General features: G+C 68.2%; 24 protein-coding genes and 1 pseudogene. 13 read left to right on the top strand and 12 right to left on the bottom strand.

Annotated elements, in window-relative coordinates; genetic code table 11:
* Positions 1 to 36 precede the first annotated feature (36 nt).
* Positions 37 to 2,202 carry a S46 family peptidase gene (locus tag HIV01_RS08505; RefSeq protein ID WP_200606449.1) on the top strand — a complete coding sequence of 722 codons (2,166 nt, stop codon included), beginning with the start codon at positions 37 to 39 and terminating at the stop codon, positions 2,200 to 2,202.
* A gap of 12 nt (positions 2,203 to 2,214) precedes the next feature.
* Here the strand turns inward: HIV01_RS08505 and HIV01_RS08500 are convergent, their stop codons facing one another.
* The gene (locus tag HIV01_RS08500) at positions 2,215 to 2,619 is read right to left on the bottom strand and encodes a DUF3224 domain-containing protein (protein WP_200606447.1); all 405 of its coding nucleotides are present in this window, start codon (positions 2,617 to 2,619) and stop codon (positions 2,215 to 2,217) included.
* A gap of 126 nt (positions 2,620 to 2,745) precedes the next feature.
* Here HIV01_RS08500 and HIV01_RS08495 point away from each other — a divergent pair, with 126 nt between their 5' ends.
* The 7 genes from HIV01_RS08495 to HIV01_RS08465 all read left to right on the top strand — a co-directional run bounded on the left by HIV01_RS08495 (position 2,746) and on the right by HIV01_RS08465 (position 9,156).
* Positions 2,746 to 3,387, top strand: a complete 642-nt coding sequence (locus tag HIV01_RS08495) for a histidine phosphatase family protein (protein WP_200606445.1) — start codon at positions 2,746 to 2,748, stop codon at positions 3,385 to 3,387.
* A gap of 41 nt (positions 3,388 to 3,428) precedes the next feature.
* Entirely contained in the window at positions 3,429 to 4,718 is a 1,290-nt protein-coding gene (gene folC, locus HIV01_RS08490) for a bifunctional tetrahydrofolate synthase/dihydrofolate synthase (RefSeq protein WP_200606444.1), read from the top strand.
* Between the two features lie 95 nt (positions 4,719 to 4,813).
* Positions 4,814 to 5,854: an SPOR domain-containing protein gene (locus tag HIV01_RS08485; protein ID WP_200606443.1), complete on the top strand. Its 1,041-nt coding sequence runs from the start codon at positions 4,814 to 4,816 to the stop codon at positions 5,852 to 5,854.
* 42 nt (positions 5,855 to 5,896) lie between these two features.
* A complete protein-coding gene (locus HIV01_RS08480; RefSeq protein WP_200606442.1) occupies positions 5,897 to 6,469 on the top strand; it encodes a CvpA family protein in 573 nt (190 codons plus the stop codon).
* A gap of 47 nt (positions 6,470 to 6,516) precedes the next feature.
* The gene (gene purF, locus HIV01_RS08475) at positions 6,517 to 7,983 is read left to right on the top strand and encodes an amidophosphoribosyltransferase (protein ID WP_207527144.1); all 1,467 of its coding nucleotides are present in this window, start codon (positions 6,517 to 6,519) and stop codon (positions 7,981 to 7,983) included.
* A gap of 21 nt (positions 7,984 to 8,004) precedes the next feature.
* Complete coding sequence (locus HIV01_RS08470) at positions 8,005 to 8,343, top strand: ribonuclease E inhibitor RraB (RefSeq protein ID WP_207527143.1); 339 nt, start codon at positions 8,005 to 8,007, stop codon at positions 8,341 to 8,343.
* A gap of 6 nt (positions 8,344 to 8,349) precedes the next feature.
* Positions 8,350 to 9,156 carry a ferritin-like domain-containing protein gene (locus HIV01_RS08465; protein WP_200606438.1) on the top strand — a complete coding sequence of 269 codons (807 nt, stop codon included), beginning with the start codon at positions 8,350 to 8,352 and terminating at the stop codon, positions 9,154 to 9,156.
* A gap of 44 nt (positions 9,157 to 9,200) precedes the next feature.
* On the opposite strand, the gene lpxH is transcribed toward HIV01_RS08465, so the two are convergent.
* Complete coding sequence (gene lpxH / locus HIV01_RS08460; RefSeq protein ID WP_200606436.1) at positions 9,201 to 9,935, bottom strand: UDP-2,3-diacylglucosamine diphosphatase; 735 nt, start codon at positions 9,933 to 9,935, stop codon at positions 9,201 to 9,203.
* 179 nt (positions 9,936 to 10,114) lie between these two features.
* Here lpxH and gltX point away from each other — a divergent pair, with 179 nt between their 5' ends.
* Complete coding sequence (gltX, locus tag HIV01_RS08455; protein WP_200606433.1) at positions 10,115 to 11,521, top strand: glutamate--tRNA ligase; 1,407 nt, start codon at positions 10,115 to 10,117, stop codon at positions 11,519 to 11,521.
* Between the two features lie 27 nt (positions 11,522 to 11,548).
* Positions 11,549 to 12,043 (top strand): transcriptional repressor, encoded by a 495-nt coding sequence (locus tag HIV01_RS08450; protein WP_158733536.1) that lies wholly within the window; start codon positions 11,549 to 11,551, stop codon positions 12,041 to 12,043.
* Between the two features lie 8 nt (positions 12,044 to 12,051).
* On the opposite strand, the gene HIV01_RS08445 is transcribed toward HIV01_RS08450, so the two are convergent.
* The 4 genes and pseudogenes from HIV01_RS08445 to HIV01_RS08430 form a co-directional block, all read right to left on the bottom strand.
* The gene (locus HIV01_RS08445) at positions 12,052 to 12,351 is read right to left on the bottom strand and encodes a hypothetical protein (RefSeq protein ID WP_200606431.1); all 300 of its coding nucleotides are present in this window, start codon (positions 12,349 to 12,351) and stop codon (positions 12,052 to 12,054) included.
* A 239-nt stretch (positions 12,352 to 12,590) separates the two neighbouring features.
* A complete protein-coding gene (locus HIV01_RS08440; RefSeq protein ID WP_200606430.1) occupies positions 12,591 to 13,832 on the bottom strand; it encodes an MFS transporter in 1,242 nt (413 codons plus the stop codon).
* 229 nt (positions 13,833 to 14,061) lie between these two features.
* A pseudogene (locus tag HIV01_RS18240) lies at positions 14,062 to 14,268 on the bottom strand (MarR family transcriptional regulator); the annotation flags it as partial.
* Positions 14,269 to 14,424: 156 nt separating this feature from the next.
* Positions 14,425 to 16,593, bottom strand: a complete 2,169-nt coding sequence (locus HIV01_RS08430) for a TonB-dependent receptor (RefSeq protein WP_245156952.1) — start codon at positions 16,591 to 16,593, stop codon at positions 14,425 to 14,427.
* A gap of 101 nt (positions 16,594 to 16,694) precedes the next feature.
* Between HIV01_RS08430 and HIV01_RS08425 the strand changes: the two genes are divergently transcribed.
* Together HIV01_RS08425 and HIV01_RS08420 are read left to right on the top strand one after the other, a co-directional pair.
* Positions 16,695 to 17,099 carry a MerC domain-containing protein gene (locus HIV01_RS08425; protein WP_200606427.1) on the top strand — a complete coding sequence of 135 codons (405 nt, stop codon included), beginning with the start codon at positions 16,695 to 16,697 and terminating at the stop codon, positions 17,097 to 17,099.
* Between the two features lie 261 nt (positions 17,100 to 17,360).
* Positions 17,361 to 17,555: a 30S ribosomal protein THX gene (locus HIV01_RS08420; protein WP_200606426.1), complete on the top strand. Its 195-nt coding sequence runs from the start codon at positions 17,361 to 17,363 to the stop codon at positions 17,553 to 17,555.
* 57 nt (positions 17,556 to 17,612) lie between these two features.
* On the opposite strand, the gene HIV01_RS08415 is transcribed toward HIV01_RS08420, so the two are convergent.
* On the bottom strand, positions 17,613 to 18,815 hold the full coding sequence (locus HIV01_RS08415; RefSeq protein ID WP_200606425.1) for a dipeptidase: 1,203 nt from the start codon (positions 18,813 to 18,815) through the stop codon (positions 17,613 to 17,615).
* 57 nt (positions 18,816 to 18,872) lie between these two features.
* Complete coding sequence (gene hutI / locus HIV01_RS08410; protein WP_200606424.1) at positions 18,873 to 20,099, bottom strand: imidazolonepropionase; 1,227 nt, start codon at positions 20,097 to 20,099, stop codon at positions 18,873 to 18,875.
* A 97-nt stretch (positions 20,100 to 20,196) separates the two neighbouring features.
* On the opposite strand from hutI, the gene HIV01_RS08405 reads away from it, so the two are divergent.
* Positions 20,197 to 21,543: a formimidoylglutamate deiminase gene (locus tag HIV01_RS08405; RefSeq protein WP_200606423.1), complete on the top strand. Its 1,347-nt coding sequence runs from the start codon at positions 20,197 to 20,199 to the stop codon at positions 21,541 to 21,543.
* An 8-nt stretch (positions 21,544 to 21,551) separates the two neighbouring features.
* Here HIV01_RS08405 and HIV01_RS08400 read toward each other — a convergent pair whose 3' ends face one another.
* The 4 genes from HIV01_RS08400 to HIV01_RS08385 form a co-directional block, all read right to left on the bottom strand.
* A complete protein-coding gene (locus tag HIV01_RS08400; protein ID WP_245156951.1) occupies positions 21,552 to 22,061 on the bottom strand; it encodes a methylated-DNA--[protein]-cysteine S-methyltransferase in 510 nt (169 codons plus the stop codon).
* Complete coding sequence (locus tag HIV01_RS08395) at positions 22,058 to 23,635, bottom strand: DNA-3-methyladenine glycosylase 2 family protein (protein ID WP_207527142.1); 1,578 nt, start codon at positions 23,633 to 23,635, stop codon at positions 22,058 to 22,060. The genes HIV01_RS08400 and HIV01_RS08395 overlap by 4 nt, the downstream gene beginning before the upstream one ends.
* A gap of 118 nt (positions 23,636 to 23,753) precedes the next feature.
* On the bottom strand, positions 23,754 to 24,152 hold the full coding sequence (locus HIV01_RS08390; protein ID WP_207527141.1) for a tautomerase family protein: 399 nt from the start codon (positions 24,150 to 24,152) through the stop codon (positions 23,754 to 23,756).
* 98 nt (positions 24,153 to 24,250) lie between these two features.
* Positions 24,251 to 25,528: an alkaline phosphatase family protein gene (locus tag HIV01_RS08385; protein WP_200606420.1), complete on the bottom strand. Its 1,278-nt coding sequence runs from the start codon at positions 25,526 to 25,528 to the stop codon at positions 24,251 to 24,253.
* Positions 25,529 to 25,545: the final 17 nt, after the last annotated feature.

Here is a 25,545-nt window from a genome sequence, read left to right as displayed (position 1 = left end):
GACTCGCCCGTCGATCTTCTTGCTTGGAGCGGATGCATGCGTCATGCGGTGTTGGCAGTTGCGGTACTGGGTGCGACGGCCGGAGTCGGCGTTGCCCGGGCAGGCGAGGGCATGTGGGTGCCGCAGCAGTTGCCGGAAATCGCCGGCCCGCTGAAGAAGGCCGGCCTCAAGCTCAATCCCAAGCAACTGGCCAACCTCACCGGCGACCCGATGGCCGCGGTGGTGTCGCTGGGCGGATGCACCGCCAGCTTTGTTTCGCCGAAGGGGCTGGTGGTGACCAATCATCACTGCGCGTATGGCGCGATCCAGCTCAACTCCACGCCTGAGAAAAATCTCATCAAGGACGGCTTCAATGCCGCCACGCCGGCCGAGGAAGTGTCCGCCGGTCCCAATGCGCGCATCTATGCCCTCGACACGATCCAGGACGTGACCCGCCAGGTCCAGGATGCGATCGCCGACGCACCCGATGCGCTGGGCCGCACGACCGCGCTGGAGACCATCGAGAAGCAGCTGGTGGCCTCGTGCGAGCGCGAGGCAGGATTCCGCTGCCGCCTGTACAGCTTTTCCGGTGGCAATGCATACCGCTTGTTCCGCAACCTCGAGATCCGCGACGTGCGCCTGGCCTATGCGCCTCCCGCCGGCGTCGGCAACTTCGGCGGCGAAGTAGACAACTGGACCTGGCCGCGCCACACCGGCGACTTCGCGTTCTATCGCGCCTACGTCGGCAAGGACGGCAAGCCGGCTGCGTACTCGCCCGACAATGTGCCCTACCAGCCCAAGGCCTGGCTGAAGTTCGCCGACAAGCCGCTGGTGGCCGGCGACTTCGTGATGGTGGCCGGTTACCCGGGCCGCACCGCGCGTTACGCGCTGGCCGAGGAGTTCGAGGAAACTGCGAACTGGACCTATCCGACGATCGGCGGCCACTACAAGGACCTGGTCGCACTGGTCCAGGCCGAAGGACGCAGGAACCCCGACGTCGCCGTGAAGTACGCCAACACCGTGAAGGGTTGGCAGAACACGATGAAGAACTACGAAGGCCAGCTCGCCGGCTTCAAGCGCATCGGCGCCGCCGCCACCAAGCAGGCCGAGGAAACCGCCGTGCTCGACTGGCTGCGCAAGCAAGGCGGTAAGGGCGAGCCGGCACTGGCCGCACACGCCAAGCTCATCGAGCTCGACGATGCCGCGCGCGTCAATCGCGAACGCGACCTGGTGTTCGGTCAGCTGCGCAGCACCGGCGTGCTCGGCGCGGCGACGCAGCTGTACCGGCTTTCGCTCGAGCGCGCCAAGCCCGATGCACAGCGCGAGCAGGGCTACCAGCAGCGCGACCTGGCCACGTTCGAAGGCGGCATGCGGCAGATGGAGCGTCGCTACGTGCCGGCCATGGATCGCCAGCTGCAGGTCTATTGGCTGCGCGAGTACACCAAGCTGCCGGCATCGCAGCGCATCGCGGCGATCGAGAAGTGGCTCGACGGCAGTGACGACAAGGCGATCATTCGCGCCGTCGACAAGCTCGCCAAGACCAACCTGGGCATCACCGAGCAGCGCTTGAAGCTGATGACGGCCAGCAGCGCCGAGCTGGAGAAGAGCAAGGACCCGGCAATGCAGTTCGCCGTGGCGATCATGCCGACCGTGCTGCAGCTGGAAAGCGAAGGCAAGGCCCGCGCCGGCGACGCATTGCTGGCGCGCCCGCTGTACTTGCAGGCGGTGGCGGACTACCGCAAGAGCAAGGGCCAGTTCGTCTACCCCGATGCCAACTCCTCGCTGCGCATCACCTTCGGCAACGTCACCGGCTACACCAAGCTCGATGGCAGCAAGCAGGTTCCGTTCACGCGCCTGGAAGAAGTCGCCGCCAAGGCCACCGGCCAGGATCCGTTCAACGCGCCGAAGGCCTTGCTCGATGCGGTCGCGGCGAAGAACTACGCAGGCCTGGCCGACAAGAAGCTCGGCACGGTGCCGGTGAACTTCCTGTCCGACCTCGACATCACCGGCGGCAATTCCGGTTCACCCGTGCTCGATGCACAGGGCAAGCTGGTCGGCCTGGCCTTCGATGGCAACTGGGAGTCGGTCAGCAGCAACTGGGTGTTCGATCCGGCGATGACGCGGATGATCTCGGTCGACCAGCGCTACATGCGCTGGATCATGCAGGAGGTCTATCCGGCGCCGCAGCTGTTGCAGGAGCTGGGTGTTGCGAAGAAGCAGTGAGGCAGCCGTGCCTCACTCCTGCCGCTGCAACTCGTAGTCGAACGAATAGAAGTGCGCGCCATCGCGGATGTCGATGGTCATGCGCCCGCTCAGGCCCTTCAGCTCGCCGGTGCCCGAGTCGGGCACCACGCTCACCGTCAGCGTCGGTGAGCCGCGGTCGAGCGTGCCGTTGTGCTGGGTGAGGAAGGCGCCGACGCGGCCCTCGAGCGCGCCGGAAATGCGCTCGACCGCGACGTAGGCCGCCGAGCCTTCGACTTCGGTGCCGACCGCGAGCATGTGCACCACCGCGGTGGCATCAAGCGCACCGTGGAAGCGCTTGTCGAAGCGGAAGTGGCCGGCGACGACGCCATCGCCGAGATCGCAACCGCCTTCCGGTGTGCGCTTGACCTCGAATTCGCCTTTCACCTGTTGTGCCATGGTCGAGCTCCCTGCGCGGTCTGTGCGGTGAATCCTCGCGCACGGCCACGGCGGTTGCCAGTGCAACGGTTGTGCCGCCGCCGGCATTTGCCTAGATTGCGGGGCTGTTGTCCCACAGACCAGAGCATGCGCATCCTCTTAGCCCGTCACGGCGAGACGCCGTGGAACGCCGAAGGCCGCTACCAGGGCCAGGAAGACATCCCGCTGTCGCCGGTCGGCATCGGCCAGGCGCGTGCGCTGGGCGAGCGCCTGCGCGAGCTGCCGATCACCCGCGCCGTGGCCTCGCCGCTGACGCGGGCGCGGCAGACCGCCGAGTTCGCCCTGGGCGAGCGCGATCTGCCGCTGACCCTGGATCCGGGGCTGATGGAAATCGCCCACGGCACTTGGGAAGGCCTGCTTGCCAGCGAGATCCGTGAGCGCGACGGCGAGCGTCTGCAGGCCTGGCGCGATGCGCCGCACGAGGTGCTGATGCCGCAGGGCGAGTCGCTGCAGCACGTGTTCGACCGCGCCTGGCCGGCCTTCGCCCGCGCTACCGAAGGCCTGGGCGATGGCGACACGCTGCTGGTGGTCGCCCACGATGCGGTCAACCGCGTGCTGCTGTGCCACGTGCTGGGTATCCCGCTGTCGAAGCTGTGGGGCTTCCGCCAGGCGCCCACCACGATCAACCTGCTGGAAGGCCCGGACGTCGACCGCCTCGAAGTGGTCCGCCTGAACGACTGCAGCCACCACACGCTGCTGTTCGGCGAAGCGGTGCACCGGGCCCTGTAGTTGTCGGGACATGCGATGCAGGGGCAGGCGATAATGCGGCGATGACCCGCACGCTTGCCGACTGGCTCGAGTACATCGAGCGCATCCACCCCAAAACCATCGACATGGGCCTGGAGCGCATCGGCGAAGTCGCCAGGCGCCTGCGCCTGAAGCGGCCGGCGAAGAAGGTCATCACCGTCGGCGGCACCAACGGCAAGGGCTCGACGGTGGCCTTCATCGAGGCGATCGCGCGCGCCGCGGGACGCAAAGTCGGTGCCTACACCTCGCCGCACCTGCTGGCCTACAACGAGCGCATCCGCATCGACGGTGCCGAAGTCGGCGACGCCGACCTGACCGCTGCCTTCGAAGCGATCGAGGCGGCCCGTGGCGAGGTCGAGCTGACCTACTTCGAGTACGGCACGCTGGCGGCACTGTGGCTGTTCGAACGCGCCGGGCTGGACCTGGCGATCCTCGAAGTCGGCCTGGGCGGTCGCCTGGATGCGACCAACCTGGTCGATGCCGATGTCGCCGTCGTCACCACCGTCGACCTCGATCACCAGGACTACCTCGGCGACGAACGCGAGGCAATCGGTGCCGAGAAAGTCGGGATCGCGCGGATGGGCAAGGCGCTGGTGCTGGGCGACGACGATCCGCCGTCGAGCGTGCTCGGCCATGCCTACCGCATCGGCGCGTCGACCTGGCGCATCAGCAACGATTTCTTCTTCGAGGTGTTGCCGGTCGAACTCGACGGCAACGGCGAGCCGCTGCCGCCGCGCTGGCGCTGGCGCGAGGTCGGCTATCGCCAGGAGCTGCCGATGCCGCGCCTGGCCGCGCCAGTGCAACTGCGCAATGCCGCCGTCGCCATCGCGGCCCTGCGCGCGCTGGGCAAACCCGTGCCGCGTGCGGCCATCGCCGAGGGCGTCGCCAATGCGCAGGTCAGTGGCCGCTTGCAGCGCTTCGATCGCAATGGCATCGAGGTCGTGGTGGATGTCGGCCACAACCCGCAGGCGGCGCGTGCGTTGTCGGCGTGGCTGGCGGCCAACCCGGTGTCCGGCACGGTGCATGCGGTCTATGCCGCGCTGTCGGACAAGGACGTGGCGGGCGTGGTCGAGGCGATCGCGCCGCAGGTCGCGCATTGGCACCTGGCGGGCCTTCCCGGGCCGCGCGGTGGCAGCGTCGAAGCGCTGGCAACGCGCCTGCAGGGCACGCCGGCAGCGACGGCGACACGCCATGAGCAGGTCGAGGACGCATTGCGGCAGGCGCATGCGCAGGCAGGCGCCGGCGATCGCGTGCTGGTGTTCGGTTCGTTCCACACCGCCGCCGCCGCGCTGGAGTGGCTGGGTCGCGACTGAACGGTGCAGAGCGATTCCTTTGCGCCCGATCGCGGTCGCGGCGGGCGGCGAGGGTATAATTCGCACGGCAATCCGCCTGCGGTGTGCGAGACCCGATGGAACCTGCCCTGAAACAGCGACTCATCGGCGCGACGGTACTGGTCGCGCTGGCGGTGATCTTCCTGCCAATGCTGATCAAGGGCCCGGCGCCCGAAAGCGGAGCCTCCGACGTTCCCCTCAAGCTTCCCGATGCGCCGCAGGGCGAGTTCGAGACGCGCGAGTTGCCACTGGTTACTCCCGGCCAGGCCCCGCAAGGCGGCGCGGTCGGAATGAACGCCGGCGATGCCGACAGGCTGCCGACGGTCGATACCACGCAGGGCGCGACTGCCGCGGCGTCGCCCGCTGACACCACACCCGCGCCTGCCGGTACCGCTGGCGGCGATTTCGCCGTGAGCTTCGGCAGCTACGCCTCCGCGGCCGATGCCGACCGGGTGGTGAAAGCGCTGGCCTCGGCGCAGTTGCCCGGCTTCCAGGAAGCAGCGCCGGGCAACGGTGGCCGCACCCTTTATCGCGTCCGCATCGGACCGTATGCGACCCAGGCCGAGGCCGAGGCCGCGCGCCTGCAATCGGCTCGCGTGCGCAGCGACGTCGGTGCCAAGGTCGTGACGCTGAATGCCGACGCGGATGCGGATGCCGCGCCGGCGGCGCAGACCGCGGCCGTGCAGCCCGCACCCGCGGTGTCGGCGCCGGTGCCGCTGGCCGATTCGACGCCGGCAACGCGCCCGGCGCCGCTGCCGGCGGAGCCGACCAAGCCGGCGGCCAAGCCGGTCGAGGCCCCCGCCAAGCCCGTGAGCAAGCCGGCGCCGACCACGGTCGCCAGCGCCGCTCCGGCGGCAGCGCCGGCCAGGCCGGCAGCCGCCGATACCGGGTTCGCCGTCCAGTTGGGCGCCTTCGGCAGCGCCGAGGAAGCCGGCAAGCTGCGTGACCGCGCCCGCGCGGCCGGCTTCAGCGCATTCGTCGAGCAGGTCCGGACTGACAAGGGCGTGCTCAACCGGGTCCGGGTCGGGCCGGTGGCCAGCCGAGCCGATGCCGACCAGCTCAAGGGCCAGGTCGCGGCGAAGCTCGGCGTCGGCGGCATTGTCCGACCGCACCCCTGACCCCATCTAGGCCGGGCAGACCATGAGCGATTGGCGCACCCCATGAGCATGTTCGACTGGGTGCTGCTGGCGGTGGTGGCGGCATCGGCGCTGTTCGGGCTGATGCGCGGCTTCGTCGGCGTGCTCGCCTCGCTGGCGGCGTGGGTGCTGGCGGGTTGGGCGGCGTTCCGGTTCGGTGCCCAGGTGGCGCTGGTCCTGGCCGGCGATGGCGACGCCGGTCCCGGCGAGCTGCTCGCCGGTTATGCATTGAGTTTCATTGGCGTGTTGATCGTGGTCGGCCTGGTGGGCTGGCTGGTACGCAAGCTGGTGCAGTCGGTCGGCCTGTCCGGACTCGACCGGTTGCTGGGCCTGGCACTGGGCCTGGCGCGTGGCGCGTTCGTCGCCTGCGCGCTGGTGCTGCTGCTGGGCCTGACGGCGATGCCGCGCGAGCCGCAGTGGCAGCGCTCGCAGGTGGTGCCGGTGTTCGTTCCGGGGGCGCAGTGGCTGCGCACCTGGCTGCCCGACTGGGTGGCCGCGCAAGTGGACCTGGACGGTCGTGAAGAAGCACTCCCGGCGCCGCAATCGCCGGAGCACGAAACCGGCCAGGCCCTGCCTGCGCCGGTCAGCGAGGCCTGACGGGCCGCGCCAGCACCAACCCTCTTTACTCAGCAGGACTCATCACCATGTGCGGCATTCTCGGTATCGTCGGCCATAACGACGTCGCGGCTCAGCTCTACGACGGCCTGACGGTGCTGCAGCATCGCGGCGAGGACGCCGCCGGCATCGCCACCGCCAACGGCAGCAAGCTGCGTGTGCACAAGGGCAATGGCCTGGTCAGCGAAGTCTTCGACGCCAAGGCGATGGCACTGCTGGAAGGACGCGTCGGCATCGGCCATTGCCGCTACCCGACCGCGGGCAGCGAGGGTTCGGACGAGGCGCAGCCCTTCTACGTCAACTCGCCCTTCGGCATCGCCCTGGCCCACAACGGCAACCTGATCAACACCGACGCGCTGCGTCGCGAGGTGTTCGAGCAGGACCGTCGCAACGTCAACACCGAGTCGGATTCGGAAGTGCTGCTGAACGTGTTCGCGCATGAACTCGACACGCAGAAGGCGCTCAATCCCGAAGCCACGTTCCGCGCCATCGAAGGCGTGCACAAGCGCTGCGTCGGCGGTTTCGCGGTGGTCGCCACCGTGCTCGGCCTGGGCCTGGTCGCATTCCGCGACCCCAACGGCATCCGTCCGCTGGTGCTGGGCAAGCGCCAGGGCAATGGCCAGGACGAATACGCGGTTGCGTCCGAATCGGTCGCGCTCGACCTGCTCGGTTTCGAGCGACTGCGCGACGTCCGTCCGGGCGAAGCAATCGTGATCACGCCGCGTGGCGAACTGTTCACGCGCCAGTGCGCCGAACCGCGCATGCACACGCCGTGCATCTTCGAGTACGTCTACTTCGCCCGTCCCGACTCGATGATGGACGAGGTCTCGGTGCACAAGGCGCGCATGCGCATGGGCCAGAAGCTCGGCGAGAAGATCCTGCGCCTGCGCCCGGACCATGACATCGACACCGTGATCCCGATCCCGGACACCTCGCGCGACGCCGCGCTGGAAATCTCCAACGTGCTGGGCGTGAAGTACCGCGAGGGTTTCATCAAGAACCGCTACGTCGGCCGCACCTTCATCATGCCGGGGCAGGGCGAGCGCGCGAAGTCGGTGCGCCGCAAGCTCAACCCGATCCCGCTGGAGTTCCGCAACCGCGTCGTGCTGCTGGTCGACGATTCGATCGTGCGCGGCACCACCTCCAAGCAGATCGTGCAGATGGCGCGTGACGCCGGTGCGCGCAAGGTCTACCTGGCTTCGGCCGCGCCGCCGGTGCGCTACCCCAATGTCTATGGCATCGACATGCCGTCGGCCGAGGAACTGGTCGCGCACGACCGCACCGACGATGAAGTGCAGAAGCTCCTCGGCTGCGACTGGCTGATCTACCAGGACCTGTCGGACCTGGAAGAGGCGGTCTCCGGTCCCAAGCACAACATCGAGTATTTCGATTCGTCGTGCTTCAACGGCGAATATGTCACCGGCATCGAACCGGGCTACTTCGAACGCATCAAGCAGCTGCGTTCCGACGAAGCCAAGAAGACGCGGAGGGCCTGAGCCATGCACGAGCTTCGCCGAATGATGATCCCCGACGACGAGAACGGCCAGGTGCTGCGGCAGATGCTCGACGACGGCGACGACCTGGACGTGCCGCGCGGCATCGAGTTCTTCCATGTCTTCGCCGAGCAGGAGGACGCCGACGCTTTCGTCGAAGCCGCCGCCGCATTGCCCGACGTGATGGTCGAGGATGCCGAAGTGGATGAGGAAGGCGTCTGGCAGGTGTGCGTGATTCGCGTGATGGCGCCGTCGCACGCGGCCATCACCGCGCTGGAGCTGCAGCTGGGCGAACTGGCCGAGTCGCACCGCGGCTATGCCGACGGCTGGGGCTGCCCGCCGGCGGACGAGACCTCGCACTGAGTTCCGATGGAAGGCTCGCTGTTTTCCGCTGCGCGGGCCTGCCTCGATGCGTCCACGCCCGACGACAAGCTGGCGCTGACATTCGCCGCGGCCGAAGCCTTCGCCCGCGGCGATCTTGCCGTCGACGAGAGCGCACCGGCGCCTGAAGCCATCAGGATGCCTGGACGCCCCGAGCGTCCGCTGCTGGTGCATCCGCGCGACCTGCCCCGGCGCGGTTTCGGCACAAGCGACGGCCGCGCGGCGTTCGTACACGCCATCGCCCATATCGAGTTCAACGCGATCGACCTGGCCTGGGACGCGGCGTACCGGTTTCGTGGCATGCCCGCCGATTTCTACGCCGACTGGGTAAGCGTGGCCGCCGACGAGGCGCGCCACTTCGCGATGCTGCGCGCGCGCCTGCAGGAGTTCGGTCGCGACTACGGCGACTTCGATGCCCACAACGGCCTGTGGGAAATGGCCGAGAAGACCGCGCACGATGGCCTGGCGCGGATGGCGCTGGTGCCGCGAGTGCTGGAGGCGCGCGGCCTGGATGTTACGCCGGCGATGATCGTCAAGCTGCGCTCGCTGGGCGACGACGCCACCGCCGACATCCTCGAAGTGATCCTGCGCGAGGAAGTCGCGCACGTCGCCGCCGGTTCGCGCTGGTTCCGCTGGTATTGCGAACGCGCCGGCGTGGAGCCTGCGCCGCGCTTTAGAGAGCTGCTCGCCGAGTACGCGCGGGCGGTGCTGTACGGTCCGTTCAATCACTCCGCGCGTAGTGCGGCGGGGTTTGATGACGAGGAACTGGCGGCGCTGGAGAAGCTGGCGGGGTAGGGCAACGTCCAAGGATCCCCGTCTTCGCGGGGATGACGATGCGGTTATCCAATCGCCTGCAAGTCGTAACCATCCGGATTCACCCGCAGCACCGAGCCCTGGTCGTACCAGTCGCCGAGCACGATGCGCAGGCAGGCCTGTCCATCGACATCCAGCTCATGCATCGCCGGGCGATGGGTGTGGCCGTGGATCATCGTGTCGATGCCGTAGCGGCTGAATGTGCCGGCCACTGTCGCCGGCGCGACATCGGTGATGGTTTCCATCGTGCCCTGGGTCTTGAGCCCGCTCTGGTGCGCCTTGCTGGCCGCACGCGCCTGCTGGGCAAAAGCGATGCGGGCGGCCAGCGGTTGCGACAGGAACTGCGCCTGCCATTGCGGATGACGCGTCTGCGCGCGGAACTGCTGGTAGGCGACATCGTCGGTGCACAGCAGGTCGCCGTGCTGCACCAGCGTCGGGCGGCCGTACAGCATCACCACCGACGGGTCCGGCAGGATCCTCGCGCCGGCGCGGCGGGCGAAGTCCTCGCCGAGCAGGAAATCGCGATTGCCGCGGATGAAATACACCGGAACGCCGGACTGGCTCAGTGCGTGCAGCTCGCTGGCGACGAAGGCGCCGGTCTCGGACGGATCGTCGTCGCCGACCCAGGCTTCGAACAGGTCGCCGAGGATGTACAGCGCATCGGCGCCACGGGCTTCGTTGCGGACGAACTGGCCAAACAGCTGGGTGATCTGCGGACGCTCGGCGTCGAGGTGGAGGTCGGAAATGAACAAGGTGGTCATGGTGTGATTCTAGGGCACGGTGTTGCGGCTGCGGCCTGCGGATCCTTCGACTCCGCGCCTGCGGCGCAACGCTCAGGACGAACGGTTGCGGGGGCGGCTTGGGCATCAGGCCCGGGGAAACCAATGGGCAGGCCCCCACTCCGGTAAAATCCCCGTTTTCCGCCGTCCGAGCCCCCCGCATGAGCTGCCGTACCCGTTTCGCCCCCAGTCCCACCGGCTACCTGCACATCGGCGGCGCGCGCACCGCGCTGTATTGCTGGCTGGAAGCGCGACGTCGCGGCGGGCAGTTCATCCTGCGCGTGGAGGACACCGACCGCGAGCGCAGCACCCAGGAGGCGATCGACGCGATCCTGGAGGCAATGGACTGGCTGGGCCTGGGTTACGACGAGGGCCCGATCTACCAGACCCAGCGTCTGGATCGCTACCGCGAGGTCGCCGAGCAGATGGTCGCGGACGGTACCGCCTACTACGCGTACGAGACCAAGGCCGAGCTCGAGGCCATGCGCGAGGCCGCGATCATCGCCGGCGACAAGCCGCGCTACAACGGTGCCTACCGCGAGCGCAAGGAAGGCTATCGCGAGGATCCAAACCGCGTCATCCGCTTCAAGAACCCGTACGACGGCGTCGTCGCGTGGGACGACAAGGTCAAGGGTCGCATCGAGTTCGCCAACGGTGAGCTCGACGACCTGGTGATCTTCCGTTCCGACGGCTATCCCACCTACAACTTCGCCGTGGTGGTCGATGATCTCGACATGGGCATTACCGATGTCGTGCGCGGCGACGACCACGTCAACAACACGCCGCGACAGATCAACATCTACCGCGCGCTCGACGCCGAAGTGCCGCATTTCGCCCACCTGCCGATGATCCTCGACCCGGACGGCGCCAAGCTGTCCAAGCGCACCGGCGCGGCCGACGTCATGCAGTACCGCGACATGGGCTACCTGCCGCACGCGCTGCTCAACTACCTGGTGCGGCTGGGCTGGTCGCACGGCGACCAGGAAGTGTTCTCGATCGAGCAGATGATCGAGCTGTTCGACCTCAAGGACGTGAACTCCAAGGCCTCGCGCCTGGACCCGGCCAAGCTTGGCTGGCTCAACCAGCAGTACCTGAAGTCCGACGATCCGGCAGACGTCGGCGAGCACCTGCTGTGGCACCTGCGCGAGCACGGCTACAACCTCGACAAGGGCCCGGCGGCGAAGGACGTCGTCATCGCCCTGCGCGACCGCGTGCAGACACTCAAGGAAATGGCCGAACGCGCGGCGGTGTGGTTCCAGCCGCTGACGCACTACGACGATGCCGCGGTTGCCAAGCACCTGGGCGCCGCCGCGCGTGCGCCTCTGGCCGACGCGCGCGAGCGCCTGGCAGCCCTGACGCAGTGGAGCGCGGAGAGCGTGTCGGCGGCCTTGCACGAGACCGCAGAAGCACTCGCGATCGGCATGGGCAAGGTCGCCCAGCCGTTGCGCGTGGCCATCACCGGCACGCAGGTCAGCCCGGACATCTCCCAGACCGTCTACCTGGCGGGGCAGGGCGAGGCCGTGGCGCGCATTGATGCGGCCCTTGCAAAAGTGCCGGCCGGGGCATAAATCAAGGCCATAGCCGACCCCATCCCGATGAGCCAACACGACCACGCCTGCACCGACCCCAAGCACCACGTCCACGACGGCGACGCCTTCGTGCAGGAGGTGGAGCGGTCGTGCGAGCAGCGTGGCCTGCGGCTCACGCCGATCCGCGCGCATGCATTGCGCCTGATCGCCGATGCCGGCCGGCCGGTCAAGGCTTATGAACTGCTGGACCAGATGAAGGCCACGCACGACGCCGCCGCGCCGCCGACTGTGTACCGCGCGCTCGACTTCCTGCTCGAGCACGGGTTCATCCACAAGCTGGCTTCGATCAACTCCTACGTTGGCTGCCACCACCCCGGCGCGGCACAGCACGCCGTGCCGTTCCTGATCTGCGACCGCTGCCAGTCGGCGACCGAGCTCGAAGACGAACGCATCGTCGAGCTGCTCGATTCGCGTGCACGCGCGCTGGGATTCACCGCGCAGGCGCAGACGCTGGAAGTGCACGGGGTCTGCGCGGATTGTGCGGGCAAGGAAGCGGCCTGAGCCCGCGGCTACTCGTACACCGACGTCCGCAGGGTCAACTGCGCTTGCGCCACGCCGAACTCATGCATGTATTGGGCGTAGTAGTCGAGCAACTCCAACTCCAGTTTCAGCGGTAGCGGGCGGTCGCGCATGGAGTACCGTGGCTCGTCGCCTTCGGCCTTGCGGGTTGTGGAGCGGGTGGGGTCCATCGTCGGCTGGACGATCGCTCCCTTGATGTAGATCGTGCCGTCGGAGGCGATCGCATCGACGGGCGCGACAATCGAGACCAGGCTGGACAACGCCATGACGCTTGCTGCAGGAACGTTCATTACGACCTCCGGAGGATGAAGTCGGACACTGTCCGTGGCGACGTCCGGATCGCCAAGTGGCAACCGTCGCGTGCAATGCGCGACGCCGCGGTGCGGATTTGCGGCCGTTGGGTGCCGCATGCGAATTCTCCGCAGGCAATGTGCAGCTTCTGTTTGTGCGCTTCGGGGATCACATTGCCGTCAAGCCCGACTGCAAAGATCGACCCGCCTCCGGTAATGGCAATTGCAGCTACTGAGAATCACGCTGCCGCTGCCTGCAAAGCGGGCCGGCTCTCGCGAATTGGAAGGTTGGCGATCGCCGCGGCGGCGGCCAGCGCCATGTCGGCGTACCACATCCAGCTGTAATCGCCGAAGCGTTCCATCACCAGCCCACCGACCCAGGCGCCGAAGAAGCCGCCGAGCTGGTGCGACAGCAGGGTCAGGCCGAACAGCGTGCCCAGGTAACGCGGACCGAACAGCTTGCCGACCAGGCCGGCGGTGGGTGGCACGGTGGCCAGCCAGGTCAGGCCGAGTCCTGCCGAGAACACGAAGAAGGTCAGCGGCGTCGGCGGCGAGACGAGGTAGATCGCGATCATCACCGCGCGGCTGGCGTACATCAGCGCGAGCAGGTGCTTCATCCGGTAACGCTGGCCGAGCCAGCCGGCGCCGAGACTGCCGGCGACATTGAACAGACCGATCAGTGCCAGCGATATCGCCGACACGCTTGCCGGCAAACCGCACAGTGCGATCTCACCCGGCAGGTGCGTGACCAGGAAGGCGATGTGCACGCCGCAGGTGAAGAAGCCCAGATGCAGCAGCCAGTAGCTGCGATCGCGCAGGGCGATGTGCAGTTGCTGGCGCAGGCTGATGCCGGCGTCTGCCTGCGATTGCGACGCCGCTTCATCTCCACCGCGGCGACGCAATGGCCAGGCCAGTGGCAGCGTCGCCAGTGCCGACAGCGCCAGGGTCCACATCGCCGCCGCCCAGCCGGCCGCGCTGATCACCGCCTGCACCAGGGGCGCGAACAGGAACTGGCCGAACGAGCCACCGGCATTGATGACGCCTGCCGCCATCGAGCGCTTCTCGGCGGGCATGTGCCGCGCGGTCGCGCCGATCAGGATCGAGAAACTGCCCGCGCCTGCGCCCGCGGCCGACAACACGCCAACGCTCAACAGCAGGCCCCAGGAGGAGTCCAGCATCGGTGCCAGCGCCATGCCGACGGCCAGCAGCAGGCCGCCGAAGACGAGCACGCGCCCCGGGCCTTTCTGGTCGGCGATCGCGCCGAACACCGGTTGCACCGCGCCCCAGACGAACTGGCCGACGGCGAGGGCGAAAGAGATCTGCGCCACACCCAGTCCGGTGCTGCGTCCGATCGGTGCGACAAACAGACCCAGCGACTGGCGCACGCCCATGGTGATCATCAGCATGGCGGTTGCCGCCAGCACCAGTGGCCAGTAGCGGGTCATCGCATGGGGCAGGGGTTGGGCGGATGCGGTGCTCATGCGCGTGCTCCGCTATCGAGCGAGTGCGCGGCCTGGTCGAGCCGTTCGTGCAGGGCCTGGATGTTGGCCTGGCCCAGAGGCTGGACTCGATCGCATCCTGGGCCTGGCGCCAGATCGGCTGGGCGCGGGCGACCAGCCGCTTGCCGTTGGCGGTGACCTTGACCATGCGCTGGCGAGCATCCTCACCACTGGCCAGCTCGACCCAGCCGGCGGCGATGAGCGGCTTCACGTCGCGGCTGAGCGTGGTGCGGTCCATGCCCAGTTCACGGGCCAGTTCGCCCAGGGCCCGCGGTTGCACGCTGGCACGGCGCAGGATCGAGTACTGGTTGATGTTGATGCCGACCTGGGCCAGCTCGCGGTCGTAGCGCTGGCTGACCAGCCGCGCCAGCTTGCGCAGGCGGAAGCAGGTGCACTGGCTGTGAGTAGTGGTTTGCATATACGTGCATATACACCTATTTCGGCGGAAGGGAAAGATTCAAGGCTGCGGCGGGCCACTGCGGCGGGTCCTGGCGGGGTGGAGACGGGCTTGTCGCGAAAACAGAAACGCCGGCGTTGAGCCGGCGTTTCTGCTTGGACCCGGGTGTGGCGCGGGTCAGAAGAACGCGCGCACGCCGAAGGCGAATCCGCGGCCGGGCAGGGGGGCGACATCCTTGAGGAAGGACGTGTGCACGCGGGCTTCCTCGTCGAGCAGGTTGCTGCCGTCGACGAACAGTTCCCATGCGTTGCCGGCGGCGGTGTCGGCGTGCCAGGCCACGTGCGCGTCGACGAGCGTGTAGCCCGGCGTTGCGGTCTCGAACTCGGCCACGTCGTCCTGCTTGGCATAGCGCACCGCGCCGAGCGAGGCGCGCCACTGGCCACGCTCCCAGCGCACTTCGCCACCGACACGGCCGGGCGCGATGCGCGGGAGATTGCCGCCACGGGCGAGGTCGATGGTGTAGTCGTCGCTGTGATCGCCGTGCGGCACGGAGAAGCTCAACTCGCGCGTTCCGCTGCCGCTGAGTTCGCCGCGCACCATGTCGCCGAAGACGCGCAGTTCCCAGTCGGCGCCCATGCTGTCGGCGAAGTTCCAGCTGGCCTCGGCTTCGGCACCGTTGAAGCGCGCGTTGTCCTGCGTCCACACGCGCACCGGACCATCGGCATCCTCGATGCCGGTGTCGGCGAGGTAGATGAAGTCGTCATAACGCACGTGGTAAAGCGAGGCGCCCAGCTTGAACGGGCCGCTGTGCCAGTGCAGTCCGATTTCGGCGCGGTTGGCGGTCTCGGCGTCGAGTTCGGGCGAACCCAGCTCGATGCTCGAGGTGGCGACGTGCAGGCCGTTGGAATACAGCTCCTCGGCGGTCGGCGAGCGCTGTGCGCGGTCGAGTCCGAACGACATGTGCCAGGACTGGTTGATGTCCCACTTCAACGCCGCCGACAGGCTGCTGGTATTGAAGTCGCGATCCGGACCGATCGCGGTGGCCTGGTCGACGTCGATGCTGTTGCGGTCCAGGCGTGCGCCGAGCTCGGCCTTGAACGCACCGAACGTGCGATCGCCGAGCCAGAACAGGCCGGCGTCGTGCGACTTCGACGGCGGCACGAACGCCTCGGCGCCGATCGCTTCGAAGTCGCGCTGGCCCCATTGCACGCCGACGGCGCCATCCCAGCCGAGCAGCGGTTCGTGGACGAGTTCGACGCGGCCTTCGGTGCTGGTGTTCTCGAACACCGTTCCCGTTTCCTCGCCTTCGAATTCGGTATGCGTGTACTCGGTGCGCGCGACCTTCGCGCGCAGCGACTTGAACGGGCCGAGGTTGTCGAGACCGCCGCGCATTTCATAGCGGTGCTGGTCCATGGAAATGGTGACCGGGCCTTCCTCTTCCTCGACGGGTGCGCCGGGAGTTTCGTCGGCATGTTCGTGCGCTGCGCCCGGGATGCCGTAGCGCGTGTTGAACAGACTGGCGCCGACGCCGAGGAAGCCGCGGCTGCCGACCCAGGTCACACCAAGCGCGCCGCTGTCGGTGCGCACCGCGCTATTGGGCAGCGTGCCCTTCTCGGCCGGGTCGGGCGTTTCGCCTTCCTCGGCCATGCGCTGGGCGCTTTCCGGATAGCCGGGGATGTCGTAGTCGCCGGTCTCGCGGTGCAGGCCATCGACGTGGAAGACGAAGCCGCCGCCGGAGGAGGTGCCGTCGAGGCGGAACATGCCGGTGGTCTCGTCGTTGACCGAATTGCCACGCAGTTCGGCGCGGCCTTGCAGCGGTTCGTCCGTCACGCCTTCGGGGATGCGTCCGTCGACGACATTGACCGCGCCGCCGATCGCGCCGCTGCCATAGAGCAGCGTTGCCGGACCCTTGAGCACTTCGATCTGGTCGGCCAGGAACGGCTCGACGCTGACTGCATGGTCGACGCTCACCGTGGAGACGTCGCCGGAACCGAGGCCGTCGCTGAGCACCTGCACGCGGGCGCCATCGAAGCCGCGCACGATCGGCCGTCCAACGCCCGGGCCGAAATAGGAACTCTGCACGCCCGGCAGCTTGCTGACCGTCTCGCCGATCGAGTTCGCCTTCATTTCATCGAGCTTCTCGCCCGTCAGTACCTCGACCGGTCGCGCGAGGTCTTCGGCGGTACCCGCCAGCGGCGTGGCCTTGACCTCGACCCCCGCCAGGTCGGTGGGCTGCTGGTGGTCGTGCTGGTCCGCTGCACCCGCCGCATCGGCTGGCTGGGCAGCCTGGGCGGCAAAGGGGAGGGCGATGGCCAGGGCCAGGGCGAGGGGGAGGCGTGGGGGCATGCAGCGATTGGGCATGGGTTCGGGTAAAGTGGCGTGGCGGATTCCGTGGAATGTTATATTATAACAACCAAGGATGCCGCACTCCCCCGGAAGTCATGCCCATGCCCCTTGTCCGCCCCCGCCGCCTGCTCGACCGCCTCGGCGCCTTCGGCTCGCTGCTGTGCGCGATCCACTGCGCGCTGCTGCCGGTGCTGATCGCGACGCTGCCTTCGCTGGGCGTGGCGACCTGGCTGGGAAGCAGCTTCGAGGCCGGCTTCGTGATCTTCGCCACCGGCCTGGGGCTCTTCAGCACCCTATGGGGTTACCGCCGCCACCATGGCCTGCGCGCCCTTTCGCTGGTCGTCCCCGGCCTGCTGCTGCTGTGGCTGGGCGTGCTTTACCGCCCGCTGCACGAAAGCCTGATCCCGCATGCCATCACGATGACCCTCGGCGGCACGTTGGTTGGGCTTGGCCACCTGGCGAATCTGCGCCTCGGGCACATCCACGACGCTACTTGCGTTCATTGACCTCACTGCTGCGCATTGAGGTCAATCCCCAAATTTGCTTGCAGCAAATCTTGGGCCCCAGCTCTTGTCTCCCAATCCCTGCTCCTGCCGGGGCGCCCCCTTACTAAGGGGGCTGCGCTCCAGATGGGCTTCCTGGGGGGTTGCGGGTCTAGGCGCCGGAAGGTGGGGGCTGCGGGCGGGCGCGTGATAGACTTTGCGGCCGCGCATTCTTATAACGCCGCACCCTTCGTGCGGATTTTCGATAGTTCCAGGAGCACGACCATGGGTAAAGGCGACCGCAAGACCGCCAAAGGCAAGCGCTACAACTCCAGCTACGGCAACGCCCGCAGCAGCTCGACCGTGACCAAGGCCACCGGCAACGCCGCTGCGCCGGTCGCCAAGAAGGCGACCAAGACCGTGGCCAAGGCCCCGGCTGCCAAGAAGGCCCCGGCCAAGAAGACCGCTTCCAAGGAATAAGCGCCCCGGCGCTGCTCCGAACGAAAAAGCCCCGCTCCGGCGGGGCTTTTTTGTGGCTCAGCGTGCCGTCGCCGCCTTCTCAACAGCCGTCCACACCCGCAGCAGGTTGCCGCCGAGGATCTTGCGGATGTCCGCATCGGAATGGCCGCGTGCCTGCAGGCCGGCGACCAGGTTGGGATAGTCGGCGACCGACTTCAGCTCGACCGGCAGGTTGCCGCTGACGCCGTCGAAGTCCGAACCGATGCCGACATGGTCGACGCCGATCAGCTTGACCGCGTAGTCGATCTGGTCGAGCACCGCAGCAATGTGCGTGACCGGCATCGGATGCGCATCCTTCCACGCCTTCTCGAAATCGTCCTTCGAGCGCGCCGGCTTGCCGGCCGCGACCAGCGCCGCGTTCTCGCGATCGAAGTCCGCCTCGGCCTGGAACGAAGCCTGCAGATCGGACGCCGCCTTTGCATCGATGAAGCCGGTGCCGAACACCAGCTGCACAACGCCACCCTCGGCCGCCACCGCCTTGGCCAGCTCGTCGCTGATGTTGCGCTCGAAGCCCGGCGTGAAATGACGCATGCCCGAATGACTGGCGATCACCGGCACGTCGGTGGCGGCGAGCACGTCGCGGATCGAATCGTCCGACAGGTGCGAGACATCGACCATGATGCCCAGGCGATTCATCTCGGCGACGACCTTCTCGCCGAACGGACTCAGCCCGCCCCACTTCTTCTGCAACGCGTAGGAGGAATCGCTGATGCGATTGTTGGCGCTGTGGGCGAGGGTGATGTAACGCACGCCGCGCTTGTGGAAGGCGGCGAGCTGGGACAGGTCGTCGCCGATCGGCGCGCCATTCTCCATGCCCAGCGCCAGCAGCACCTTGCCGCCTTGGCGCTGGCGCGCCACGTCGGCGGGCGAGGTCAGCTTGGCGAACTTGTCCGGATGCCGGCCGACCATCGCCTCGACCGCATCGATCTGCGTGTTGGCGCTCTGCCAGGCGGTGCCGGCGTTGTCCTGGTCAGGCGAGGTGTAGATCGACATGAAGCCGATGGCGAGCCCGCCCTGGCGCGCGCGCGGATAGTCGAACTCCTTGCCCGGCGTCGCCACTCCCAGATCGTCCCAGTGCGACATCAGCTCGCCCGGCGCATCGATGTGCGTATCGACGATGATCGAATCCTGGGCGAGCCGGTGCGCGGCCTCGTTCGTGGCGGCCAGCGCGGGAACGGCGGCCATGGACAGGGTCAGGCCGAAGACGAACGGAAAACGCATGCTGTATCCCCAAGTTGAGCGTGATGAGTGGTGAAGTCGTGGGTCAGAAGTCGTGCGTCAGATGACGCGGTGCCCGCCCGCATAGACCGCCTGCGCCAGGCGGCCGCCGAGCCAGTAACAAAGCTCGGCGGGGTGGTGGATGTTCCACAGCGCGAAGTCGGCGCGCGTCCCCACGCGCAGGACACCGCGGTCGTGCAGCCCGAGCGCGCGCGCCGCATGCACCGTGGCGCCGCGAAGTGCTTCTTCCGGGGTCAGGCGGAAATGCGTGCACGCCAGTTGCATGGCCTGTCGCAGCGATTGCAGCGGCGACGTGCCCGGGTTGCAGTCGGTCGCCACCGCCATGGCAACGCCGTGCTCGCGGAAGGCATCCAGCGGTGGCAGCCGGGTTTCGCGCAGCACATGAAATGCGCCGGGCAACAGCACCGCGACGGTGCCGTGGGCGGCCATCGCGCGCACGCTGTCGAGACTGGTGTGCTCGACGTGGTCGGCCGACAGGCCGTCGAACGAGGCAGCCAGCGCGGCACCGCCCAGGTCGCTGAGCTGGTCGGCGTGCAGCTTGACCGGCAGCCCGAGCGAACGCGCCGCCTCGAACAGCTTGCGTGTCTGCGCCGGACTGAAACCGATGCCTTCGCAGAACGCATCGACCGCATCGACCAGGGCGTCGTGGTGCAGGCGCGGCAGCCATTCGATGGCCGCGTCGATGTAGTCGTCGCTGCGCCCGGCGTACTCCGGCGGCAGCGCGTGCGCGGCGAGGTAAGTGGTGCGCACACCGATGCCGAGCTGGTCGAGCCGGCGCGCGACGCGCAGCATCTTGCGTTCGTTCTCGAAGTCGAGGCCGTAACCGGACTTGATTTCCAGCGTGGTCACGCCGTCGGTGATCAGCGCATGCGCGCGCGGCAGCGACTGGCGCAGCAGTTCGCTTTCATCGGCGGCGCGGGTGGCGGCGACGGTGGAGAGGATGCCGCCACCGGCGCGGGCGATGTCTTCGTAGCTGGCGCCCTGCAGGCGCAGCTCGAACTCGCGGGCGCGATCGCCGGCGAACACCAGGTGGGTGTGGCAGTCGACCAGCCCGGGCGTGATCCAGCCCTTGGTCTCGATCACTTCGCGGGCAAGGCGCTGGGGGGCGTCGGGCAGGTCCTTGCGGGCGCCGACGAAGGTCAGCAGGTCGCCTTTCCAGGCAAGCGCGCCATCGTGGATTTCGGCATAGCCCTGCGGCGAGTCCAGCGTGGCCAGCGAAACGCCGAGGACGATGCCATCCCAGGCCGGGTGGGTACTTGCAGTCATGTCGGCGATTCTAGCCACGTTTCCCCGTCCACTGTGGTCCTCGGGGACAGGCGCCGGCAATTCGCCAACGCCGGCCGACCGGGCGACAATCGGCGCCATGAAGACACTCGACGCCGCGATGCTGTGGACCCCGGGCGGCTGGCAGGCCGATGCCGGATTCGACATCGACGACCAGGGCCGGATCGTCGCAATCGACTCCGCAGAACCCACCGCCAGTGCCAGCTGGATCGTGCCGGGCATCGCCAACCTGCATTCGCATGCCTTCCAGCGGGCGATGGCGGGCATGGCCGAGCGCCAGACCAATCCCGAGGACTCGTTCTGGACCTGGCGCGAGACGATGTACCGCTTCGCCGCGCGCTTCACTCCGGAGCTGCTCAAGGATGTCGCCGCGCAGCTGTACGCCGAGATGCTCGAGGCGGGGTACACGACGGTCTGCGAGTTCCACTACCTGCACCACGCGCCCGACGGTCGCCCGTACGACGACCCGGCGGCGATGTCGCGCGCGCTGGTCGCCGCCGCCCGCGAAACCGGCATCCGCCTGACGCTGCTGCCGGTGCTGTACATGACCGGCGGCTTCGACGGTCGCGCCCTGGGCGAGCGCCAGCGCCGTTTTGGCCACGATCTCGATGCCTACCTGCGTCTGATCGACACGCTGTGCGAAGAGGCCGCGCCCGACCTGCACGTCGGCTGCGCACTGCACAGCCTGCGCGCGGTCCCGGCCGATGCGATGAAGGCGGTGCTGGCCGCGTTGCCGCCGGCCATGCCGGTGCACATCCACATCGCCGAGCAGGTCGGCGAGGTGCAGGACTGCCTGGCGATCCGCAATGCGCGACCGGTCGAATGGCTGCTCGACAACGCCGCCGTCGATGCGCGCTGGACGCTGGTCCATGCCACCCATCTCAACGCCGTGGAAGTGCAGGGCATCGCCCGCACCGGTGCAACGGTGGCGATCTGCCCGACCACCGAGGCCAACCTCGGCGATGGCCTGTTCCCGCTGCGCGATTATCTTGCCGCCGGTGGACGCTGGGGCATCGGTTCTGACTCGCACATTTCGGTGTCGCCGGTGGAAGAGCTGCGCTGGCTGGAATACGGCCAGCGACTGATCACCCGCCATCGCAACATCGCGGTGCGAGCGACGTCACCGAGCGTCGGCGAGACGTTGCTGGCCGATGTGTCCGCCAGTGCGCGACAGTCGACCGGCCATGCCATCGGCCGTCTGGCCGTCGGCGAGTTCGCCGACGCGGTCGTGCTCGACACCGATGCGCCGCCGCTGTTCGGGCTGACCGGCGCTGATGCGATCGACCGCTGGATCTTCAGCGGCAACCGCAACCTGGTGCGCGATGTGCATGTGGGCGGACGCCGCGTGGTGGTTGGCGGGCATCATGTGCAGCGTGATGCGATCGCCGCGCGCTATCGGGCGGCGATGACGCAGTTGATGGGCTGATCCCGGCGCTATGCAGGCGCGGTGAAAAGGTCGGCGCTCTCGGCGAGGGCGCCTTCCATGCGCAGCAGGAAGTGCTTGGTCGGCAGGCCGCCGCCGAAGCCGGTCAGGCTGCCGTCGCTGCCGATCACGCGGTGGCAGGGCAACACCAGCGGCAACGGATTGCGGCCGTTGGCCGCGCCGACCGCACGCACCGCACTCGGTTTTCCAACGCGCTGCGCCAGTTGCGCGTAGCTGATCGTCTCGCCGTAGGGGATGGCTGCCAGCGTGTGCCAGACCTCGCACTGGAACGGCGTGCCCTGCGGCGCCAGCGGCAATTCGAACTGGTGGCGTTTGCCGGCGAAGTACTCGTCGAGCTGATGCCGGGCCAAGCGCAGCAGCGCGTTGTCGCCTTCCTGCCAGTGGGCATCGCGTCGCATCGGGTGGCGCGGGCTATGGAACTCGATCAGGTGCATGCCGTCATCGCTCGTCGCCAGCAGCAGCGGGCCGACCGGGCTGGCGATGGTGGTGTGCACGATCACGGTGTCGCGCCCGTGGCTTCCGCGCCGCGGCGCCGGATTGCGGTCGTCTTGCGCGCAGGTTTGCGTGCCGGTGGCGCCGCGGCCGGCAACGGTGCCGTCATCGTGTCCCGCCACAGGTGGATGACCGCGTAGCCACGCCACGGACGCCAGGCTTGCGACGCGGCGGTCAGTGCCTTCGCGCTCAGGCGTGATCCGTCCGCAGGGACCGCGCGCTGCAGCACCAGGTCCTCGGCAGGGAAGGCGTCGGGATGGCCGAGCGCGCGCAGGGCGATGTATTGCGCGGTCCACGGTCCGATGCCCGGCAAGGCCACCCAACGCGAAGCGAAATCGTCGAGCGTGCGCTCGGCGCGGAAGTCGACCCGGCCGTCGAGCAATGCGCGTGCGACCGTGCGTACCGTTTCGGCGCGCGCGCGGGTCATGCCGCTTGCGCCCAGGTCGGCATCGGCCAGTGCCTGCGCGGTCGGGAACAGATGCTCCAGGCCGGGCGCGAAGGGATGCGGCAGCGGCTGGCCGAAGCGTTGCGCCAGACGCGCGGCGACCGTGCGCGCCGCGGCAACGGAAACCTGTTGGCCGATGATCGCCCGCACCGCGATCTCGAAACCGTCCCAGCCGCTGGGCAGGCGCAATCCGGGTCGTTTCGCCAGCAGCGGGGCCAGCCTGGGGTCACCGGACAAGGCCGCGGCGATCGCCTGCGGGTCGGCGTCGAGGTCGAACATGCGGCGCAGGCGTTGCACGATTTCCAACAGTCGTGCCGGCGCCGGACCGAACAACTCCAGCTTCAGCGCGTGCTCGCCACCGGGCGAGGCGCTCACGCGCAACCAGCCGGCCTGTTCGATCGGGCCGATCACGCGCGAGTAGCTGTGCGCGTCGACGACCTCGACGCCGGGCAAGGCGCGGCCGCGGAGGAAATCGAGCATCGCCTCGAAGTCGTACGGCGGTCGGTAGCCCAGGCGCAGGACGAGGGCCTGGCTGGTGTCGTGGCGCACGTGGTCGCGTTGCTTGCGCAGGTCGCGCGGCGCCATGCGGTAGGCGGCGCGGAAGGCATCGTTGAAGCGGCGCAGGCTGCCGAAGCCCGAGGCCAGTGCGACTTCGGTGATCGGCAGCGTCGTCTCGGTCAGCAATTGCTTGGCGAACAGCAGGCGTCGCGTGCCGTGCACGCCGATCGGCGCCACGCCGACGCGGTCGACGAACAGCCGTCGCAACTGCCGTTCGCCCAGACCTACGCGTTCGGCCAGTGCCGACAGCGGCTGCTCGGCCAATGCGCCGTCGTCGATCAGCTTGAGCGCACGCGCCACCGCCGCATCGCCGCGACGCCAGCTGCCGTCATCGGGCGACAACTCGGGCCGGCAGCGCAGGCAGGGACGGAAACCGGCGGCTTCGGCCGCGGCGGCGTGGCGGTAATAGGCCACCTTCTTCGCCATCGGCGCCGGACACACCGGACGGCAATAGATGCGCGTGCTCGGCACCGCGGTGAAGAACAGGCCGTCGAAGCGCGGATCGCGACTCTTGCGCGCCTGCTCGCAGACCTGCCAGTCGGGAAGCGAGTCGGAATGGGTGGGGGACACGTTCGCCATGGGTGCAGGCTAGCACCGACGCGGGGCATCGACTGGCCGGATTCGGACATGGACGTGGAGTGGCCCGCCGGACGCTGCTGGACGGCCGGTCGCTCGCTTTGCCCGGGACAACGGGTGCCTATGCCTGGTTCACGACCGCGGCGATGTCTTCCGCACCCAGCGCGTGGCCTCCAATGCCCCAGCCACCCTCTGTGGCTTCCGTCAGCAGTACCCACACGCGATCCGCAGGCACGGCGCTGGAGGCAGCCACGAGTGTCGTGAGGCGAGCGACCGCATCCCTCTGCTTGTCGCGATCAAGCGCGCCGTGAGGCGTCAGCACCTGTACGCGGACGCAGGCGCCGTCGCCGTTGACATCTGCGAGGAACTGCACGTCGTGCACGAAGGCAGCGGTATTCGCACGGAATATCGGAAGGTCGGGCAACTGTTCCGCCGCCATGAGCTCACTGGCGGCTTCGCGAGCCAGACGCGCGGGATCGGCAAACGTGCCGGGCGAAGCGTAGATGTCGATCATGGGCATGGCAGGGAGATCCGCAAGCGGCGGCGCGTACGCACTCACCTTTTCGAACGGAGACTTCCGGGTGGGCCGGTCAGCCCTTGCAGCCAGAGCGGCTAGGCTCAGCGCCCCTGGTCTCGCAATGCCGGCAACAACGTCGCCGGATCGCCATCATTGGGAGCAGGCGCGACCTTCAGCAGCCTGGCCAGCAGTGGATAGACATCGACGTTGTCGAACGCGGGCAACACCGCACCTTGGCGGAACGACGGGCCGCGGGCCAGGAAGATCGCCCGCATCGACGGCAGTGCCGGATCGAAACCGTGCGAGCCGCGGGTGATGCCGGGCGGACGCTCGGTGACCTTTTCCCGCGCCAAGGCGTCCCAGCCTTCGTGCATCTGGCAAATGATCGCCGGCACGCGCGGATTGCTGCCGTAGTGCCAGCGTTCGGGCAGTTCGTCCTTGCGCCAGCAGTCGTACTGCGCGTGTTCGCCGAGCAGCTGCTTCTCCACCATTGCCTTGCGCCCGCGTTTGGGCGCGATGCCGATCGACTGGCCGACAGAGACGACGGTGGCGTCTTCGGGCGCGACCATGTCCTCCACCGCGATTACGTGGCCCGGGCCGACGCTGGCCATGCCGTGGTCGGAGACGATGATCAGGTTGATGCGATCGAGCTGGTCGCGCGCATCGAGGCGATCGAGCAGGCGACCGATCGCGGCATCGAGTTCGATGATCGTCTGTTGCACCTGCGGTGAATCCGGCCCGTGGTCGTGACCGGCGACATCGAGCTGGTCGAAGTACAGCGTCGCCAGTTGCGGACGCGTCGAAGCCGGTTCGTCCAGCCACGCCAGAACCTGGTCGACGCGAGCGTCGGCGCTGAGGTTCTTGTCGAATGGCATCCAGCGTTGCGGTCGGCGGCCCTTGATCGGTGCTTCGCTACCGGGCCAGAACATCGTCGCGGTGCGCAGCCCGGCCTTGTCCGCACCGACCCATATCGGCTCGCCGCCCCACCACTGCGAGGTCCCCACGGCGGTCCGGTCGGACGCCCGGAACGTGCCCAGCCGGTCTTCCCACATGCTGTTGTGGACGATGCCGTGATGGTCCGGGCGCAGCCCCGTGACCAGCGTGTAGTGATTGGGGAAGGTCAGCGACGGGTAGGACGGGTTCATCCACTGCGCGCGCACGCCCTGCGCGGCGATGCGCGCCAGGTTGGGGGTGATGCCCCGGTCGAGGTAGTCGGCACGGAAGCCGTCGATGGATACCAGCAACAGGCTGTCGGCGCGGGCCGGCAACGTCGCCGACGCGGACGCCACCGCTGCGTGCGGCGGGGCAGTGGTACAGCCGGACAGGGCAGAAGCGAGGGCGAGGCAGGCGGCCGCGGCCGCGAAACGTATCGAGGGCATCGGGCGATGATAGCCAG

The organism is Lysobacter arenosi (genome assembly GCF_016613475.2).
GTDB classification, from domain to species: domain Bacteria; phylum Pseudomonadota; class Gammaproteobacteria; order Xanthomonadales; family Xanthomonadaceae; genus Lysobacter_J; species Lysobacter_J arenosi.
Note: the sequence above shows the minus strand (reverse complement) of the source record. Positions and strands in the feature narration are given on the sequence as shown.